General features: G+C 51.6%; 16 protein-coding genes. All 16 read right to left on the reverse strand.

The genetic code is table 11. The features are described 5' to 3' along the window. Positions 1-119 precede the first annotated feature (119 nt). Complete coding sequence (locus tag ACTG1K_RS15745; protein ID WP_011899273.1) at positions 120-419, reverse strand: hypothetical protein; 300 nt, start codon at positions 417-419, stop codon at positions 120-122. A 54-nt stretch (positions 420-473) separates the two neighbouring features. After that, entirely contained in the window at positions 474-2,090 is a 1,617-nt protein-coding gene (locus ACTG1K_RS15750) for a TnsD family Tn7-like transposition protein (protein WP_011899274.1), read from the reverse strand. Between the two features lie 3 nt (positions 2,091-2,093). Beyond that, positions 2,094-3,053 carry a TniQ family protein gene (locus ACTG1K_RS15755; protein WP_042657575.1) on the reverse strand — a complete coding sequence of 320 codons (960 nt, stop codon included), beginning with the start codon at positions 3,051-3,053 and terminating at the stop codon, positions 2,094-2,096. After that, positions 3,050-4,489 carry an AAA family ATPase gene (locus ACTG1K_RS15760; protein WP_011899277.1) on the reverse strand — a complete coding sequence of 480 codons (1,440 nt, stop codon included), beginning with the start codon at positions 4,487-4,489 and terminating at the stop codon, positions 3,050-3,052. The genes ACTG1K_RS15755 and ACTG1K_RS15760 overlap by 4 nt, the downstream gene beginning before the upstream one ends. Positions 4,490-4,491: 2 nt before the next feature. Beyond that, on the reverse strand, positions 4,492-6,675 hold the full coding sequence (locus tag ACTG1K_RS15765) for a hypothetical protein (RefSeq protein ID WP_011899278.1): 2,184 nt from the start codon (positions 6,673-6,675) through the stop codon (positions 4,492-4,494). Positions 6,676-6,737: 62 nt separating this feature from the next. Beyond that, the gene (locus tag ACTG1K_RS15770; protein WP_019706001.1) at positions 6,738-7,685 is read right to left on the reverse strand and encodes an IS30-like element ISAs2 family transposase; all 948 of its coding nucleotides are present in this window, start codon (positions 7,683-7,685) and stop codon (positions 6,738-6,740) included. 90 nt (positions 7,686-7,775) lie between these two features. Further along, entirely contained in the window at positions 7,776-8,624 is an 849-nt protein-coding gene (locus ACTG1K_RS15775; protein ID WP_440005975.1) for a TnsA endonuclease N-terminal domain-containing protein, read from the reverse strand. A 442-nt stretch (positions 8,625-9,066) separates the two neighbouring features. Then, entirely contained in the window at positions 9,067-9,378 is a 312-nt protein-coding gene (locus ACTG1K_RS15780) for a M48 metallopeptidase family protein (protein WP_011899280.1), read from the reverse strand. 76 nt (positions 9,379-9,454) lie between these two features. Further along, positions 9,455-9,727 (reverse strand): DUF5334 family protein, encoded by a 273-nt coding sequence (locus tag ACTG1K_RS15785; RefSeq protein ID WP_042657574.1) that lies wholly within the window; start codon positions 9,725-9,727, stop codon positions 9,455-9,457. Between the two features lie 41 nt (positions 9,728-9,768). Further along, the gene (gene hxsA, locus ACTG1K_RS15790) at positions 9,769-10,335 is read right to left on the reverse strand and encodes a His-Xaa-Ser repeat protein HxsA (RefSeq protein WP_158513278.1); all 567 of its coding nucleotides are present in this window, start codon (positions 10,333-10,335) and stop codon (positions 9,769-9,771) included. An 8-nt stretch (positions 10,336-10,343) separates the two neighbouring features. Beyond that, the gene (gene hxsC / locus ACTG1K_RS15795) at positions 10,344-11,549 is read right to left on the reverse strand and encodes a His-Xaa-Ser system radical SAM maturase HxsC (RefSeq protein ID WP_011899283.1); all 1,206 of its coding nucleotides are present in this window, start codon (positions 11,547-11,549) and stop codon (positions 10,344-10,346) included. A gap of 191 nt (positions 11,550-11,740) precedes the next feature. Beyond that, positions 11,741-12,883, reverse strand: a complete 1,143-nt coding sequence (locus ACTG1K_RS15800; protein WP_041204923.1) for an IS4-like element ISAs18 family transposase — start codon at positions 12,881-12,883, stop codon at positions 11,741-11,743. Between the two features lie 86 nt (positions 12,884-12,969). Beyond that, positions 12,970-14,277, reverse strand: a complete 1,308-nt coding sequence (gene hxsB / locus ACTG1K_RS15805; protein WP_440005978.1) for a His-Xaa-Ser system radical SAM maturase HxsB — start codon at positions 14,275-14,277, stop codon at positions 12,970-12,972. After that, positions 14,267-14,557: a His-Xaa-Ser system protein HxsD gene (hxsD, locus tag ACTG1K_RS15810; RefSeq protein ID WP_157868080.1), complete on the reverse strand. Its 291-nt coding sequence runs from the start codon at positions 14,555-14,557 to the stop codon at positions 14,267-14,269. The genes hxsB and hxsD overlap by 11 nt, the downstream gene beginning before the upstream one ends. Positions 14,558-15,095: 538 nt before the next feature. After that, positions 15,096-17,972 (reverse strand): aminomethyl-transferring glycine dehydrogenase, encoded by a 2,877-nt coding sequence (gene gcvP / locus ACTG1K_RS15815; RefSeq protein ID WP_440005981.1) that lies wholly within the window; start codon positions 17,970-17,972, stop codon positions 15,096-15,098. Between the two features lie 298 nt (positions 17,973-18,270). Further along, positions 18,271-18,660 (reverse strand): glycine cleavage system protein GcvH, encoded by a 390-nt coding sequence (gene gcvH, locus ACTG1K_RS15820; RefSeq protein ID WP_005333898.1) that lies wholly within the window; start codon positions 18,658-18,660, stop codon positions 18,271-18,273. Positions 18,661-18,663 lie beyond the last annotated feature (3 nt).

Genomic DNA, 18,663 nt, shown 5'->3' on the forward strand with positions numbered 1-18,663 from the left:
GCTGTGACGGGCAGAATGCAATTATTCCCATGCAACACGAGAGTATCTGTTGTCTGATTGCCGTTGGGCGCAGGCTGGCACGCTCCTGCGTGAGCCGACGGGTCTCAATCGCTTCATCGTTAGATAAGCTCCTGATTTCCTTCAACTCGCCCAAAGTGGTCCGGATCGGCGGGTTGATAGTCTTCCGCGAACAGGTTTTGCAACCGATGAGCCTGCCTCAGGTTTGCCAACGCTTCGAAAAAACAGGTTTCGCAAAGATGCACCTGATATTGCGCACCATCGTGCTGCGAACCATACCCCCAGCGCGCTGCCAGCGTGCCGAACTCCTGCGTACCAATGGTGGTTGTCGTGCTACTGCCACAGACATCGCAGAGAATATCGACGACCTGCGTGGTGGGGACGATGGCTTCGACTTTCATGGCAATACTCCTCGTGTTGACCCCTGACAGCCGTGCCTATATCGACGGCAACCATCAGGGTTTGGCATGCTGGGCTGCGTAAGCAGCGACAAGTCGCACAGCCAGCGCATAGCTGAGCGGTAATCTAGCTTTGTATTTCCTGAGCCAATCCGGTTTGCCAAGCGCACGCTCCAGGGCTGACAATGATCTTGCCTGTGCGGCCAGCTGCCCAAGTCGTGCAGCCAGTTCCAGATCCCGTTGTGCCCAATCCACGCTGGGATGGTGAACAGCCCGTTTGGGAGCGGGCAACTGCTGATACAGCCAGACGCGATCATGCTGATAGAGCCAGCTGAATGCCGTTCGGCACGCCTGCTCGATGACACCGCGACTGGCATGGACATGCTGTGCCAGATATGTCGTCAATGTATCGCGGTGCTCACGCAGCTTGCGCACTCTGCCCAAATGCCGCCGCCAATCAGACAACCCCTGATGGCTCTGAATGATGGCTTCGACCGCACCGACTGAGACGCCATGGCAATGGGCGATCTGCTGTCGGCTTACCCCCATGAACGCCTGCCGCCATATCCCCTGCGCCACTGCCGCAGTGATGCGCTGGATTCGGTGTTCGACGGGGTGGTTGTGTCGCAACGCGAGTTGCTTGATATAACCGACACTGTAACCGGTGTGGCGGGCGATCTGGCGCATGGAGAGCGGCTCTGCCAACCACCTTAGCACTGCTCGCTCGGCGGCTTGCGCGTCACGCGCTGGCGGCACAGGCAACACCTGCTGCGCCTCGATGGAGAAGAACTCCGCTGGGCTGCGACTCACAAACGCCATCAGCATCACATGTTTCAGGTAGTGGTGACTGCGGTCACCGTGCACCAGCCCCGAGACGTATCGATAGTTGGCCAGTCCCGGCGGCACTATCGGCGTTATATCGGCAAACAACCCCTGCCAGAACTCCGTCATGGCCTGCAACAGGGCCTGGCTGCGCAGATGGCCTCGGGCCGTCAGATAGCCCTGTTGCCCGAGCCATCGCTGGTACAGCTCCGCTAGCGACTCCGTTGGTGACTGGACGCACAGATGCCGATGCAGAGCGGTGATATATGCAGAGAGATAGATTTCATGTGCGGATGGTCGTGATGGTTCACAGGGTATCGCGGGATCCGGCAGGAACAATCGGCGGTCGATGCCGCCTGCACCGGCCACCAGGGTATGCAGACGCAGCTGGTGCGTTTCACAGGCGGTGACCCCGTACAGTTGGTGCGCCGTATGCCAGTAGCCGCAACCCACGACCTGTTCATCCCCCCGCAGGCAGGCGGGACACCATTTAAGGCAGACACCGCCAAAATGTAGTTTGCTGGCGGCCTGCCCTGACAGGGCGATGATCCCCCTCCCCTCACCCAGCATGGCGGCCGCTAGGGCGTGGACTTGGGATTGCTCGTCCAGCGCGAAGGCATAGAGCGGGAAGCCCGTGCCATAGTGCAGCAGGTATTGCGGATCCACTCCAGCAGCCTGGGCAGTAACCTCAATATGGCCTGGCAATACCGGATGCAACCGAATGGCAGGACGATGGAACAATCGTTCACAGAAGCGGTTTCGGTCACTGTAGGCAGAATGTACGAAACACTGGCTAACCCAGCTGTAGGCTGATTCGCCAGGAATATAGGTTGGGCTCACTGAGGTCAACACCGCTCACCCCTCAGATCCCAGGAGCCCTACCAGATCGATACCTGCATGCTGCAATAGCAGAAGGTGGGCCAGAGGATGCAACGGATCTCGGGCTGACTGCTCATGATAGCCCCGTGCATTACGCAGTTGGGGGGGTAACTGCCAGCCCTGACCGATCCGTCCAGAGTTGATGAAATACGCAGCCAATGTCTGGGGATCGCTCTGCGCATCCATCTGCTTGAACCACATATTGATCGCTTTAATACTCTTGACCGTGCGCATCGCCTCGCCCGATATCCCCATCGAATCACTCACCAACTGGGTCAGCGAGCGTAGGGTAAGTGCGCTGGCGGAATGGGCCAATACCAGCGACGCTAACTCGATCTCGCGCATCGGCTCGGTAAAATGACCATCATATCCCCCCACCCAGTGGCCGCACTGTGAGCAGAGGTTATCGTAGGGAGGGATGGGTTGTTCCGACAACAGCGTGGCGGTAAAACCACAGCCTGCGCAGCACCCGGACAAGCCGAGTTGATGTCGATGACAATGAAACACCCCTGGCAACTGATGATCCCGGTGGTAATACGGCATGCCATGGATCTCGTGATCTTCTGCGATACAGCCTGCGCACCAGCGCCAGTGTCGGTGCTGTATATTATGTTGGCCGGTCACCCTCAGCCGGAGCGGCGTATGACCCGCCAACGCTGCCACCACGCTCCCTTGCTCGTGCGGAGTCAGGAAGGGGGCTAAATAATTGCCGACAGAGTGATCCTGCCACGCACGTTGAACGTCTCGTGCCCGAAACTGGGTATCGAGGGTAGGATCGTCGGGGTGACATAAACGGTGAGGGCGGATTTGTGGGCTGCTCAGCCCCAACGCCCGGGCCGTTGCTGTAAACGTTCCGTGCGTGCTCAACACATGCATCCGGCCTACCACCGCCCCCAGATGTTCGCCCGGTAGCAACTCCAATCGATGCAGGATCATTTCGGCTTACCTGTATCCAGGTGATACCCAAGCTGGCCTAACAATAATTCCGGCGATAACTGTTCCAATGTTTTCTGTTGTTTTACATCTATTTTCTGCGACTTATTGCTGAGCTTAACATCACCTTGCAGCAGATGAGTTCCAGACTGTGGTTGCACCTGCTGAGCGACCTCATGACCACTCGCCACCGATTCCAGTATGAGCATCGGTGAGAGATCCTCAAATTGGTAATAGGCACCATTACGCAATGCGGTCAGCGCAGGATTGAGTATTCTAAAATCGCGATTAAAGCAGCGATCCAATGCAGCTATCGAGAGATCTTGATCTTGAGGTTTCAAATGGGTCAGATACGAAAGCGTGACCCGCACTAGGCTAGTCGCAATAGCTGGAATACCTGCGCTTAAATAATGAATGTGCTGGCGCAACACGTCTTCCGAGGTTGTCTGGTTTTTCAGCAATCTAGTCTGGCAGATCAGGCGAATAAAGCGGTGCCAAAATGAGCTTTCGAGGTCACAACTCACCAATTGCATAGAACCATTTTTGGTCGCTCGGCGAGTGAGCGTCATCTCGCTTTCAAATAATTTCATCGTGGCCAGCGTCCCGACAAACATCAGTGGTATACCAACTCGATTGAATAATTCCTCCAGAAATTTCATGGTGGTTTTTTCGTTGTTGCTGATCACCTCACTCTTGGCCGACTTGGCCAGATTCTGTGCTTCGTCGAGGATCAACAAACCAACCCCATGGCTGATAAACGCCTTTTGCACCACCGAAATCAATTCATTGACAGATCTACCTCGATGCGCATGACTGTAATCCTCGCCAGTGACTGCATCCAGCGATTCCAACAAGTTCAGTAGTAATGCCTTTTGGCCACGGCGATCATGTACCTCGATATACAGATAGGTCACCTGTATTCTGTTAATAACAAACTCGTTGCCATGGTGATCCGTATAATCACCATGCTCTATCGTCTGTGGGATCTGCCTGCAAATCTGCTTTACCATCGTGGACTTTCCACGTCCACTCAGTCCCAGCAGTAACAGGCTGTATTGAACCGACAACTCCAGTTCCAATACATGTGCAGCCTTCCACGGTTCAGCCTTATCACGATCAATCGCAGCTAATATCCGACGTACATCAGCCCCAACTGGGTTGCGTCGAACATACCCGGCCTCGATCATCCGTCGCATCTGGTCGTATAAACGGTACGCCTCATCTGGAGATGTATAAACCGCCGCCAGTTGGTCAATGGCAGTACGGATAAAATATGAATGTAGCGATTCATCTACCCCGCTAAGATCTAATTCATAGTGAAAAGGAATCTCACAGTTCGCATAAAACTGTGCCGAAGAGAGTGGCATACCTAACCCCTCAATATAGGGATTACCACGATAACTCACATTGGGGTGTGCAAAATATTTCGGTTCCGCCATGGTTACTTTTCCTGAACTGTGAATATTGTTGGATCAGTGAGATCTTGCTGGCCTATCGCCGATAATGGTCGAGGATTTGTATCTAGCTGAGCGACAGGAACCAATTCGGCAACAATGGACTGCCCCTCCCGATGTCGTTGCATGGCAGCATCTATCATTTTGCGATCTTTCATGCCGCCTTGAATGCTTTTGGCATTGCTTTTTATATGCCGCCTGATACTGGCCTGTATTTGTTTATCCTGTTTATCGAACTTTTGTACAAGTGCGACTCGCTCACTGAACTCGCGCTCCTTCATATTTGCGAGACGTTCCTTAGTGATTTCCTGCTGTCGCATGACATTCTCCCAATTATGATTTTTATAGGCCTCACTCCGGTCATTAATATCCAACTGGATAACATCGCCCAATACCGCATCTTTAAGCCATATATAATTGGTGGTGACATCTGAGTAGCGAATTTTAATCTTAAACCTACCAAGATTCCTGGCTTTATCCAGATAGTTCCTACGAACAATTTCATTGCAACTATAGTACAAGCCTCTAAAATAAATGCCCTGTGACATAACCGTTGCCTCAGCCTCGGGCAATAATGCAAAACGCAGCTTATCTGCGGACACTCTGGAACCTATGACAGCTTGCTTTAGCCCCCAATTCCAGACATCACGAGGAGTAAAACCAACACCATCTCGTGACATTTCAAAGTTTTGAGAATTAATACTAGCGCGATTATTATTCAAAAAGAGAATAGTATTTATCAAGCGGTTCATAAAGTCGCTGTAACTATACAATGGTTTACGAGACGGATGTTGGTCCTCTTTTTTCGGCACTTTCATCACTTTTCCTGCATGAGGTGGTATTGCCATTTCTTGCAGTAAATGGAAGCTTTTTTCGACCGTGCCTTTCATATCGCCACGGTGGAGTGCATTTAAATTTGCGGCCTTGATGCCGATTTGGCCTTGCAATATTGCAGTAATATTGTTATCCGAATTTTCAGATCCCCGATCCATCGTTAACTCACGACATACTTCTTGGCAGGGCCATTCAGACTCCTTTATATCAACGCCATACTCCCGACAGAAATCAATTTTATTACTCATGGCATTAAAAAGAGCCTGACTGGCACCATGCCAGCAGGGATTGCCAAATCCCACATGAATTCCAACAATCATGGTACTATACGTATCAACAACCAAATATATTGTAGGTCGTCCAATACTCACTAATTCATCTTGTGAATATTCATCACGAATATAAATGTCGGCAATGGTACTATCTATTTCATACCGATAAGTTGGTCCGCGCAGCCCTTTTTTAGCCACACCAGGTTTAGCCGCATGATCTCGCGCATAATTAATGCTACCAACTCGCTTTTTGATAAATGTTAGTTTATCGATACATTTCATTAATTGTCGTTTGAATGAACGGGGAGAAATCAAGTGATCTTTTGGAAGTAATACTTTCACTGATTCTGATACTTCACCATCTCCAACACTTTTTGGACTCAATTCGACAGATGCATAGGTCATACAATAGTCTAAATATAATTTAGAGAGAACGACTTCCTCTCCAGAGCGAATCGACTTTGAGAATAAATCAATGTTTTTAATGTCCTGCTGGGTAATACCTCGATAAGGATTGCCGTAATTAGTTTCACGTCCTCTTTTTGAGGCCAGACAGATTTTCCCATCGTCCAACTTAATAGTTTTAGTTGGTAGTTGATGATTCAAACCACACTCGTAATATCGTGGCAATAGTGAATTTTTCATCCCTCCACATTTGAAATAGCGATTCAAACAACTGCTTACATATTTTTTACTACGACCTGACTGAATTATGAGTTGTTTCAATATGCCGTTTGATTCACCATATAGATAACGATGTTTAAGATCTGGATCTACTATCAGTGGTTTGATAGTAGCAAGACATTGATCTCTTTTATCAATCCATCTAGGATCAAAAGCTGAATCTGGTTGATAGAATATCTCTGGAAAATCATGATCTGCAATAGAAACCCTAGCAGAATTTATATCAGACTCGACATGTTCCAAAGAAATAAAAAATGGGCGCTTAGGTGAGTCAGTCAACAAATCTGATACAGCTATTAACCTGTTATCCAGACAGATATCAACAATAAGCAACTCGGATTTATTTTTTGTGTTAGATACAATTTTTTGGTTAATTCTCATGAGACCCTCGCAATGCGGGAAGAGGGTGGTACGCGAATTCAACTTCGAAGTGCGACACTCGCCTATGCCGCCTGACGGTACTCTTCGAATACCTTGACAGGCTGCCTGAATCCGAGACATTTCCGAGGTCGTAGGTTGAGCCACTGCTCCGCTCTCCTGACATCCTCGTCCGTGACCTCTCTCAGGTCTGTTCCCTTTGGGATAAACTGCCTCAACAGCCCATTGCTGTTCTCGTTCAGACCGCGCTCCCACGAAGAGTAAGGGTGCGCAAAGTAAGTCTCGGCACCCAGCGCTTCCTCTATCGCCTTGTGTTCGGCAAACTCGCCGCCGTTGTCAAAGGTGATGGTATGCACCTGCTCGATGTAGGGCGTTAACATCTCGATTATCGCATCCCGCACCACCCCAGCCTGTTTGCTCGCGACCCGCTTGACCAGATAGAGCCGGCTCTTGCGCTCCACCAGGGTGACCAGTGCACCTGTGCCTTGCTTGCCCAGCACCGTGTCCGCCTCCCAATCACCGAGCCGCTCCCGGCTATCGACGATAGCCGGCCGTTCATCAATAGAGCGGGCTTCCTTGATGGGAGAACGCAGGCTGCTCGCCCCCTTGCGGTAGCGCTTGTGGCCCTGGCGCAGATGGCGGTACAACTGGCCACCCCGGGCTTTGTCGGCGGCCACATGGCGGTATATCCACTCGTGACTCACCATGAGGCCTATCTGCTTGCCCACCGCGCTTATCTGCTCCGGGCTCCACCACCAGGCGAGTGTCAGCTCGACAAACTGGATGACATCGGCAGATAGCCGAGATTTGGCCGCACTGGCCCGTCGGTGGGTGGCGTGCTGATGCGCATTGTCTGGCTGGTAGCCCTGCGGCCCGGCGTTACGACGCAGCTCCCGGTAGAGGGTGGAGCGATGAACGCCAATGGCGCGTGCGGTGGCAAGGATGGACATCCCCTGTGCGCGAAGCACCGATAACTGGTATCGTTGCCCCTCGGTCAACTGCTGATAGCTCATGGTGATACTGCTTTTACTTTGGCGAGCAGAAGGGTACCACCAATCAGCAGTTGGCCACCTCTCGCCATTCATCCATGAGTGTCGCACTTATTATCTGAATTCCCGGTATAACTCAATACGCTGTGTCAAATCCATATCAATACGACCGGTATATACTGCATGTTGGAATAAGCAAACAGCATGCCTCTCATCAATGTTCATCTCTTGAGCGACCAGCAAGGCTAACATCCTAAGTGTGGATAAGGGTGCCATAATCATGTGATTTTTAAATTTTAAAACTACATGATCATAAAGATCTGCTGAAACTTGGAGAAGATTTTTTGAATCAAAACACTCCCGCAAGAACTCTACATTGTAGATAAATGTAGCATCAAAATCTTTCTCAGTTACCATCACAAAATCGATATTTTCAGCACGCCAATATTCAAGGGCAATTTTCTCTTTTGCTCGTGTTCGATTAACGACTCGAGGATTGGTGATGGCAGGATCCAGAGCATCGGAATATTTATAGCTGTACGCTGTCAATCGCGCGTTGCCACTATCGGATTGCCTCAACACTAAAAAATCCTGAGTCATGGTTTTGGCTGGAATACGACCACCATGATTGCCCCTCTCTTTGTAATTACCTGGATGGACAATGTTCAGAGAGGCAGCAATTTCTAGAGTTTTATGCAGGGGCAGCGGGTACTGCTCCAGAATATCGATAACCGTTGGGTCATGTTCGAAGTAAAAAAATGGGCGTCGCTCACCACGGCTGAGCAGATGATGCTCACGTTTGGTCTTGTGACTATACACAATCTGACCCTGCCCATGGGTATGGGACTGTCGCACTGTGACCCAGGGCCGATACCCCCAAGCCTGGATGTCTCGGTTGTATCGCTCCGTTTTGGCGATTTCCGCATCTGTGATAATTGGCTGCTTAACCATCTTTTGTTTCATGACCGCTCCTATCTGACTTGCATACAACCTAGTCAGCAGGCAGGGGATCGTCAACAACAAGAATGAACGTAAGATGTTGTTTTATCTTATTTATTTTTATAAATATTAACTGATGATGCTGCTGTGGTGAAAACTCCACACGTATTGAATTTTTATATTTCCCCTTTAAAAACAAAAACTTACCTATATGCGCATAAATACACACAACAGTGCATATTTATTTTTATAAATAATAAGTACAAGTTTTTTATTCCAATTTAGATATAAGAGGACAACTGATATAGAGCATGATTCTGAGGCTATCGATTGTTCTGCACAGAAAAAATGGCCTTTTCGGCCATGAGAGGGATCCTTTGAGGATCAGTAGAAGGCATCAGTACCAAAGAAACAGCCCGGCAAGGGTAACCTGCCGGGCTGTGGGAGTGACTGACGATCAGATAACTCACGCCAACAATCGAGCCGCCATCCCATCCAATCGCTCTTTTGTCTTTTCCCAGCCTGGCATCACTTGGCTCATCAGCCGAAACGACTCGCTGTGGTTGTGCTCGGCAATGTAGCAGAGCTCGTGCAGGATGACGTAATCGATACACTCGCGAGACGCTTTGACGAGGTGTGGGTTAAGCGTGATCCGGCCATGGGGGGAACAGCGCCCCCACAGGGGGATGATGCGAATAAGCCACCAAACACAATGCCATGCCTTTATAACAAGTTGAATTTTAAGGACTAAAAATTTCAATTTTATTGTAGAGGACACTTATTCGCACCCTCCTTAGCTGGTCAGGGCACGGTGCTCAACCGATTAGAGGTATTACCCAAGTGAAACTGCGAAGTCATTCCATTTCAAATGTCCGATATTCACCTGATTCATGATCATATACTTCTACCTCTGCACCACTACCACTAGACTCTACGCTCTCAACATCCGCTGAACGATACTCTCCATAATCATGGTCATAATATTCAATTTCCTCCCCAGCTCTTACTAAATTACCGCTTTCAATCTCAATGTCACTCCCAGAATCATTGTCAACACCTTCCCATGCATAAATATTAGAAGACATTATTGCAGCAAAGAAAGCTAGAGTGATTGTTATTTTTTTCATCTGTAATCCTTTTTAAATTAAGTTAAGAATGCCCGGATGACTCACTGAATTTGAATACCCAAACTTGTGAGTAAGGAGGTCGTCAGTGTTCCCGTACTACTTAACCTGTTATCACTCTGATAGCGTTTTATCTGGGCGCGGGTTTTCGGGCCAATCTTGCCATCGATAATACCTACATCATAGCCTTTGGTGAACAGTGCTAATTGCACCCGCATGACCAGATCCATCATGGCGCTATCATTGGCTGTCAGCCGTCTGGCTGGTGAAGTGACTTCGAGAGGGGCCTGCAAGCTTTGGTTAAGGCTGTTTACACTGCTGCCATATGCTCGCGAAGGCACAGCGACAGGGGCCGAATAGGTCGAGGTGCCGTAGCCTGAGTAGTGAGAACGATGACTGGAGTGCGAGCGATGTGAACTGTGCGAGCGATGTGAACGGTGGCCTGCATAGAGGTTGTTCACATCCATGTTCAACGAGGCTTCCATGTTGGGCAAGTTGTCTAAGTTCAACTGATTGAAGGCGTCATCGGAGAGATGCGCTTCGCTAGCCGTGACCCCATGCCCACTTAGCACACCCAGACCCAGTACACCCCAACGCTGCAACGTGGACATTAGTTTTTTCATAACAAATTTATTACTCCAATATAAGAGTCATCATCAACACTACATAATGATTTAGTTAAAACACCCGACTTGTGATCAAGGTTCGACGCAAAGAAGCCACAGCAGACTGCCTTCGAAGCACAATCGTCACAACCTTGCGGGAATCCATTTTTCCAGTCGGAAATACTTTGCGCGGCAAAATCGCGCAAACTCAGCGGCAAGTGACAATGCGGAATATTGTAAAGGCAGTACTGCACATTATTCATTTTCAGGGTATTCATGGCAGAGCTTAACGCGGGCAAATGCTCAGCAATGGGAGAGTACACCGTAGCGTAATTTTGCTTGGCAAAGCCCGTAAATTCGATCCCCATAAGGGCAACAAAAGAGACAAACGATAAATTTCTGACAATAAACTCACACAGCGCTTCGATATTTCTGAGTACATCTTTCGTCAAGACGATCCGCAGTTCGATGGACTGTTCAATCGTTTTTAGGTGATAGAGGCCGTTGATGGTCTGATTGAATGCCCCGCGAGACTGCACATGGTAATCGTGATCGCGGGCCATTGCCCCATACAATGGGACACCCCATAGCACCCGCTCATGCCCAATCTGCTGAATCTCATCGATCAGCTCCCTATTACTCAGGTTTTTTCCATTGGTCAAAATATGAAGCTGGGTTTGCGGCAATTTCTGGTGGCAATGGGTCAGAATTTTCAAAAAATCCGCCCCTAACGTCGTCGGTTCACCGCCGCTGATCCCCAAAGTGCGCGGCTCATCGTCCAACAAATCAATGATGTCCAGTGCATCATTCACCCGCCACGCGTCATCCACATTTTTCGGCGGCTGCGAGCACATGATGCAGAAGTTATCGCACCGCTCTGTCAAGAACAGTGAGTTGGAGTCACTGCGCTGCTTGTAGGCGATATACACGGCATCCGTTAACGTCACAATGATGTCGCCATCGTCAAGGCGCTCACCTTCCTCGGTGACGTGAATGATTTGACCGTCAAAAAGCGGGGTTGCATGGTCATAAATGACAATAGCCCCCCACTTGATGGAAAGCAGGGCTTCGCCTCTATATTGCCCGTCGGGGTAGATCAGGCATAACTCGTCCGGTGATCTTCCTGTGGCGATGTAGCTATCAACTGTCGTTACCCGCAACGGGCGGCGAGTTGTAGAGGGATAATGAATGACCGCTCTTAATTTCAGTTTGAAGCTCATCGCTCACTTACCCCTTGTGACCCATGAAGTGAATACATCCTTGTTCTCTTCAAGGAGGCTGAACAAGTGGCGATACAACGGTTTCTGCTTATTGCAGAAGTCATTCTTAGCCCTGTGTCCACCCAAGTCGCCAGTACGGGAATAGTTCTGGATGGGGTTGGCACCTCAGAGATCCCCTCATTTTTAGAGACTCAAATAATTCCAAGTGTGCGGGTATATAAGCGGTGTTGCTTCAGGTAGTAGATAAATTTATCCATCAACAAGACCGCATTGGCTTCTTTCATTTTAGGTAGCAACTGGTAATAGATGACCCCTTGCCGAAAGAACGAATAGGTTCGGCTCTTGCTGGTATTGACCTTGATCGTTCTCTCTAGACCGACACTGTCTCCAGCCTTACCCAGCAGCGTCAGCAAGACGATGGCCAGGGCACTGAATAAAAACAGTCGGTCGCGCCGGACCGGATTACTGATGTGCACATCTCCCATACCCATGCCGAATTTGTAATCTTTGATATCACGAAAACTGGTCTCGATACCCCAGCGCTGGCCGTATAGTTGCAACGCCTTGGCGGCGCTCAGGTCGGTCCGGTTACTGGCCAGAAACCACGCGTCTTTCATGCCACTCTTATGACAACAATAGACCCGTTCGACAGGCTGTCGCTGCCCAGTTAGCTCCACCGCTTTGAGGGTTCGGGTGCGCCCGGTCGGCGTTAGCCAGTCCCGAGCTGGAACCTGCTCTACACCAGGGTAACCAACCAAAACATTTCCTTTAAATCTAATGAGATAAGCAAAGCCTAGCTCTTGCTCCAGGCGTTCGAACAGCTCCATGTAACCAAAGCCGCGGTCAGCTACTACCGTCACGAAGATACCCTCTGGCAACGTCTGCTTGAGCTTGGTGAGCAGCTCTTTCTCATGGGCATTGCGTTGCCCTTTGAGCAACGATTTCCGATGGGTTTTCCACAGCAGCGGAGTACTGCGACCGTGGTTGGTTTGCAGGCTGATAACCAAGGTACTGTGATCATCGGCATCGAATTCGGTCCAGTCCATGGAGACTACGATCTCGGTACGTTCACCGACCACATAGGGCACCCAATCGTCAAAGAGGCTCCAGACATTGAGCTTGGTGTTAGTGAGCAGGCGATCCACCTGTTTAACCGCATGTTTACGTTCGAGACCGTTGGCCAAGGAGAGGCCACTACCGATGGCGTGGATGGCCAGTGAACCTGACTCGATAACCCCGAGGGTAGCATTGGCGAGGGAAAGAACACGCTTAGCATGCATGTCCTGTCCAAATATATCGTCGATGTGGTTGAGGATTAGTTCGTGGTTAAACATGGGGATAGTCTGTTGGGTATTAGCTGGTCAAGGATGGCGATCATACCTCAGAAGCCGCGCCACGCCTCGCTCATATGAGGGGATGGTTAAGGGTTGGCACCACAGTAGGGTAAATAGGCGCAATAGGCGCAAGCCGGAAGGGATTCGGCCACCCCGCTCATCAATATCTCACCCATCACATCCGACGAAATCAGCTCCACATAGGGCGCCTCTACTGAGCCCAAACAGAATTTGTTATCGCCCATGTCATAGAGCATTCGGGCTTCATCGGACGGGTATACATAGCTGTTGTAGTGATAGACCAGCACCCCGGTGCCATCGCCACAGGGCGAGCGCAGATCCACATAGCCCACCGCACGTCCGGTCAGCATGTTGTTCAGTGCCAAGGACGCCGTGACTTCATCTAGGTAGTAGCCTGCTTTATTGATATCGATGATGTATTGCAGGCTCTTTTGATAAAACGCGAAATACTCGGCAGAGGTATAGCTGACCTTGCTTTCCCTTTTGACGGCAAAGCCATACATGTTGAGCGGCCGCAAGAATATCGAATGGAAGCCATGCTTCACATACTCATCTACGATCTCCTGGTGAAAAGGTAGACTGTCTTTGGTGATGGTGGTCATGGCGGCGATGGCCTCATCGCCAATGGCCTCTCTCACCTTTCGAATACCCGCAAGGGTACTTTGATAGCTATTACCACATGAGGATGGCCGATTTTTGTTGTGTAGCGCTTCTGGGCCATCCAGCGACGTTGAGATCTGAATACTGTGGAGCTTGATAAAATCCAGCATCTCATCGGTAATGTATTGCAGGCTAGTGGCAATGACAAACACGAGGCTCTTGCCATGCACACTGTTTTTTTCGTGAGCGTAGTCCACGATAAATTTAATTAAATCGAAGGCGAGCAAAGGCTCACCTCCCTGAAACTCAATGGTGATGCGCTGGTTGGGTGATTCGAACACCCGATCTACCGCATTTCTGGCCGTCTCTTGTGACATGTCGTGCTGTGACGATGTCACTGATTTGCGGCTCGCCTGACAATACTCGCAAGAATTTCCACAACGCAATGTGATCACAAAGATATGCAGTCCCGGCCCGCCACTGAGGAAAGATTTGCGCTGCCTGTATTTGGCTGATAAACAGCGCAGTGCATACGAATCCTCAGAACCTGCCAAGAAACTCTTTCGTTTTAACTCTTGATATAACTCAGTGTCAGTTGGCAGTTCGCCAGCCACCAATTCTTGCAATTCTCGATCCTGAATAAATGAAAATTCACCAACTGCATTGACGATGAGTACTTCATCTTGACTCAAGCGTTCAAAGTTAAAAGGAAACAGTGTATAGTCTTTATCTTTGTCAGCAAAATAGGCTTTATTCTTAAATTTATTTCGCATCAACCGGTTCGCTCCATGCTTCACGCAGCGCAGCACACACCAACGCCTCTTTCACTACCTTCGTTTTTTCCTCAATCACTACCCGCAACTCGTGGTCAATCAGCGCATTTTTAAATTCAGCCTCAAAGTCGCTGGCTATCGGAGTGGTATCCAATGCCGCAACAGTAATGAAATACATTCCACTTTTCATTTGAATTTCGAAATTAAAATTACCTGCAAACCCGTAACAAGTTCGCAATATGGCATCTTTACTGAAAAAAGGGTCGATAATTACGATCATGATTACACTCAGGAAATACATATGAGGAAAACAAAGAACTCTTCAACTATACCAAAAATGAGGTATCGAAGTGAATTTTCAAGTTAGGATTTTTTAGATTATCTAAGCTATGCTTGCGTTAGCTCAATGTTTAGGTGCAATGCCCACGACGGAACATCGCATACTTAGTGTTGTGAATGGCTGATGTTGTTACCATTATGTGTTGGTGAGTTGCTTTACCCCTTCATGTGCCTATCGTTGGCCCTCCTTCGGTACCCAGATTATCCTTTGGCACCATGCCGGTGCTTAGCCCGATAGGGAAATTTGAGTAATAACGCAAACTTTTGTATAAAGTATACCGCGCCCTTGATATATGAATGCTACTGATCTACTAACGACGGTCTAATAAATTCTTAATTTGTAATTTAATTACGTTTTATCAAACCAAGCATAAAAAAGGCCCTGCTATTGCAGGGCCTTTTAGTTTCCAACTTAAATGGTCGGTTTCCAACTTCAATGTCACGGTATCCAACTTAAATGGTCGTGATCAAAACGCCACTTACTTGGCGTAATCCTCGGTCGGAATGCAGGAGCAGAACAGGTTGCGATCGCCGTAGACGTCGTCGATGCGGTTCACAGAGGGCCACAGTTTGGCGGCGCGCACGGCGTCGGACGGGAAGACCGCCTCGGCGCGGCTGTAGCCACGGGACCACTCTGTATCCATCACGTCATCCTGGGTGTGCGGCGCATGGACCAGCGGGTTGTCGGCGAGGCTCCACTGCCCCTCCTGCACCTTGGCAATCTCGGCGCGGATGGACGTCATCGCCTCGACGAAGCGATCCAGTTCGCGCTTGGATTCCGACTCGGTCGGCTCGACCATCAGGGTGCCCGCTACCGGGAAGCTCATGGTCGGCGCGTGGAAGCCGTAGTCCATCAGCCGCTTGGCCACGTCCATCTCGCTGATGCCGGAAGCCTCCTTGAGCGGACGGATATCCAGAATGCACTCGTGGGCCACCCGACCGTTGCGGCCAGAGTAGAGCACCGGGAAGGATTCACCCAGCTTCTTGGCCAGATAGTTGGCGTTGAGGATAGCGACCTGAGTTGATCTCTTCAGCCCCTCGTCACCCAGCATGGCGATATACATCCAGCTGATGGGTAGGATGCTGGCCGAACCGAATGGTGCAGCCGACACGGCGCCATTGTCACGGCTCTCCTTGTCGGTCTTGACCACGGCATGACCAGCCACGAACGGTGCCAGATGTTTCTTCACGCCGATGGGGCCCATGCCCGGGCCGCCACCGCCATGAGGAATGGCGAAGGTCTTGTGCAGGTTGAGGTGAGAGACGTCTGCCCCGATAAAGCCCGGCGCAGTCAACCCGACTTGCGCGTTCATGTTGGCACCGTCCAGATAGACCTGACCACCGTGCTGGTGAACGATGTCGCACACCTCCTTGATGGTCTCCTCATACACCCCGTGGGTGGAGGGGTAGGTCACCATCAGACAAGAAAGCTGATCACCCGCCTCGGCCGCCTTGGCACGCAGGTCGTCGAGATCCACGTTGCCGGATTTGTCACAGGCGGTGACGATCACCTTGAGCCCCGCCATCTGGGCAGAGGCCGGGTTGGTACCGTGGGCAGAAGCCGGAATGAGGCAGATATCGCGATGCCCTTCGCCGCGGGATTCGTGGTACTTCTTGATGGCCAAGAGACCGGCGTACTCGCCCTGCGCCCCGGAGTTGGGCTGCATGCAGACCGCATCGTAGCCGGTCACCTTCACCAGCCAGTTTTCGAGGTCGGCCAGCAGCAGTTGGTAGCCCTTGGCCTGTGCCAGCGGGGCGAACGGGTGCAACTTGCCAAACTCGGGCCAGGTCACCGGGATCATCTCGGCGGTGGCGTTGAGCTTCATGGTGCAGGAGCCGAGTGAAATCATGGCGTAGTTGAGCGCCAGATCTTTCGCTTCGAGACGGTGGATATAACGCAGCATCTCGGTTTCGGAGTGGTACTTGTTGAACACCTCGTGGGTCAGCACGGCGTCGGTGCGCAGCAGATCCTGCGGAATGGCGTGATGGGCCTGCGCCGCCTTGTCGAGGGCCTCGATGTCGAGGCCATGGCCTTGGCCGAGGAACAGATCAAACAGTTCGGCCACATCAGCGCGGGTGGTGGTTTCAGAGAGAGACACCCCTACCGCACCGTCGAGATCGGCACGCAGGTTGATGCCATTGGCTTCAGCCTTGGCAATAAGTGCAGCTTTATCTGCCGTCTGCACGGTCAGGGTATCGAACCAGCTGGCATGCTTGAGGGCCACCCCCTTGGCCTTGAGGCCAAGCGCCAGAATGGTAGTGAGACGGTGCACGCGGGAGGCGATGGTTTTCAGTCCCACCGGACCGTGGTAGACGGCGTAGAAGCTCGCCATATTGGCCAGCAGCACCTGAGCGGTACAGATGTTGGAGTTGGCCTTCTCGCGGCGGATATGCTGCTCGCGGGTCTGCATCGCCATACGCAGGGCACTCTTGCCACGGGCATCCTTGGAGACACCGATGATGCGGCCCGGCATGGAACGTTTGTAGGCATCGCGGGTGGCGAAGAAGGCGGCGTGGGGGCCACCATAACCCATGGGCACACCAAAGCGCTGGGCGGAGCCCAACACCACGTCGGCACCCAGCTCGCCCGGGGATTTGAGCAGCAGCAGGGAGAGCAGATCGGCGCTGACGCAGGCCAGCCCTTTCTGGGCCTGTACCGCGGCAATCAGGGCGCGCAGATCTTTCACCTCACCTGTGGTGGTGGGGTACTGGAACAGGGCACCGAACACCTCTTCGCTCACCGCGTCGCTCGCGGCGCCAACCGCCACGTCGAAACCAAAGTGAACCGCGCGCTCCTTAACCACGTCGATCACCTGCGGGTGCACGTCATCGGCCACGAAGAAGAGGTTGGATTTGGACTTGGCCATCCGCTTGGCCAGCGCCATCGCCTCGGCGGCGGCGGTCGCTTCATCCAGCAGGGAGGCACTCGCCAGATCCATGCCGGTCAGATCCAGCGTCAGCTGCTGGAAGTTGAGCAGGGCTTCGAGACGGCCCTGTGCCAGCTCGGGCTGGTAGGGGGTGTAGGCGGTATACCAACCCGGATTTTCCAGCACGTTACGCAAAATGACGTGGGGCACATGGGTATCGTGATAACCCATGCCGATATAGCTCTTGGCAATCTTGTTCTGGGCGGCATAGCCCTTGAGCTTTGCCAGCGCCTCCACTTCGGTCATGCCGGCACCGATCCCCAGCGGACCCGGCAGGCGAATGGCGGCGGGCACGGTCTGTTCAATCAAATCGTCCAGGCTTTCGGCCCCAACGGTCGCCAGCAGCTGGCGCAGCTCTTCCTCGCCCGGGCCGATATGGCGGCGGACAAAATCGGTTTTTTGCTCGAGTTCAAACAGTGACTGGGTCATTTCCCTATTTCCTGATAAATAAGTCTTGGCATGACATCCTGATAACCAAGACCTGATGTTCCTGATCGTCGGCTGATACCGACTCCACTCATGTTCTGGGTCCCGCAGACAGGACGCGGCACCGGATGCTACGGCAGCATCGAGAGGGGATCGCCTTGTTGCGAACCGGCCCGTTTGCCCCTAGGCTCCCAGGCTGGCAAACGGCAGGCGCGGACGACTTCACCCTTCCACCGGCCGGTGCTTGCCCGGCTGGCGGTCATACAAAGGGGCCCTGCTGTGTTGGCAGGGCCCGGGGGCATTACTCTTCGTCCACCACGTTCTGGTAGCCTTCGGCATCCAGCAGGTTGGCCAGCTCGCTCTCGTCATCGAGCTTGATGCGGAACAGCCAGCCAGCGCTGTAGGGGTCGGAGTTGACCAGCTCGGGGCTCCCTTCCAGCTCTTCGTTAACGGCAATGATCTCGCCGCTCACCGGGCTGTAGATGTCGGAGGCCGCCTTGACCGACTCGGCCACGGCGCAGTCGTCACCGGCACTGACCTGCTTGCCCACTTCCGGCAGCTCGACAAACACCATGTCACCCAGCAGCTCCTGGGCGTGCTCGGTGATACCGACCACGGCCTCGCCGTTGGCTTCAACACGGATCCACTCGTGGGAAGTGGCATATTTCAGTTCGCTCGGGATATGGCTCATTTG

Source organism: Aeromonas sp. 102P (genome assembly GCF_051920345.1).
GTDB lineage: Bacteria > Pseudomonadota > Gammaproteobacteria > Enterobacterales > Aeromonadaceae > Aeromonas > Aeromonas veronii.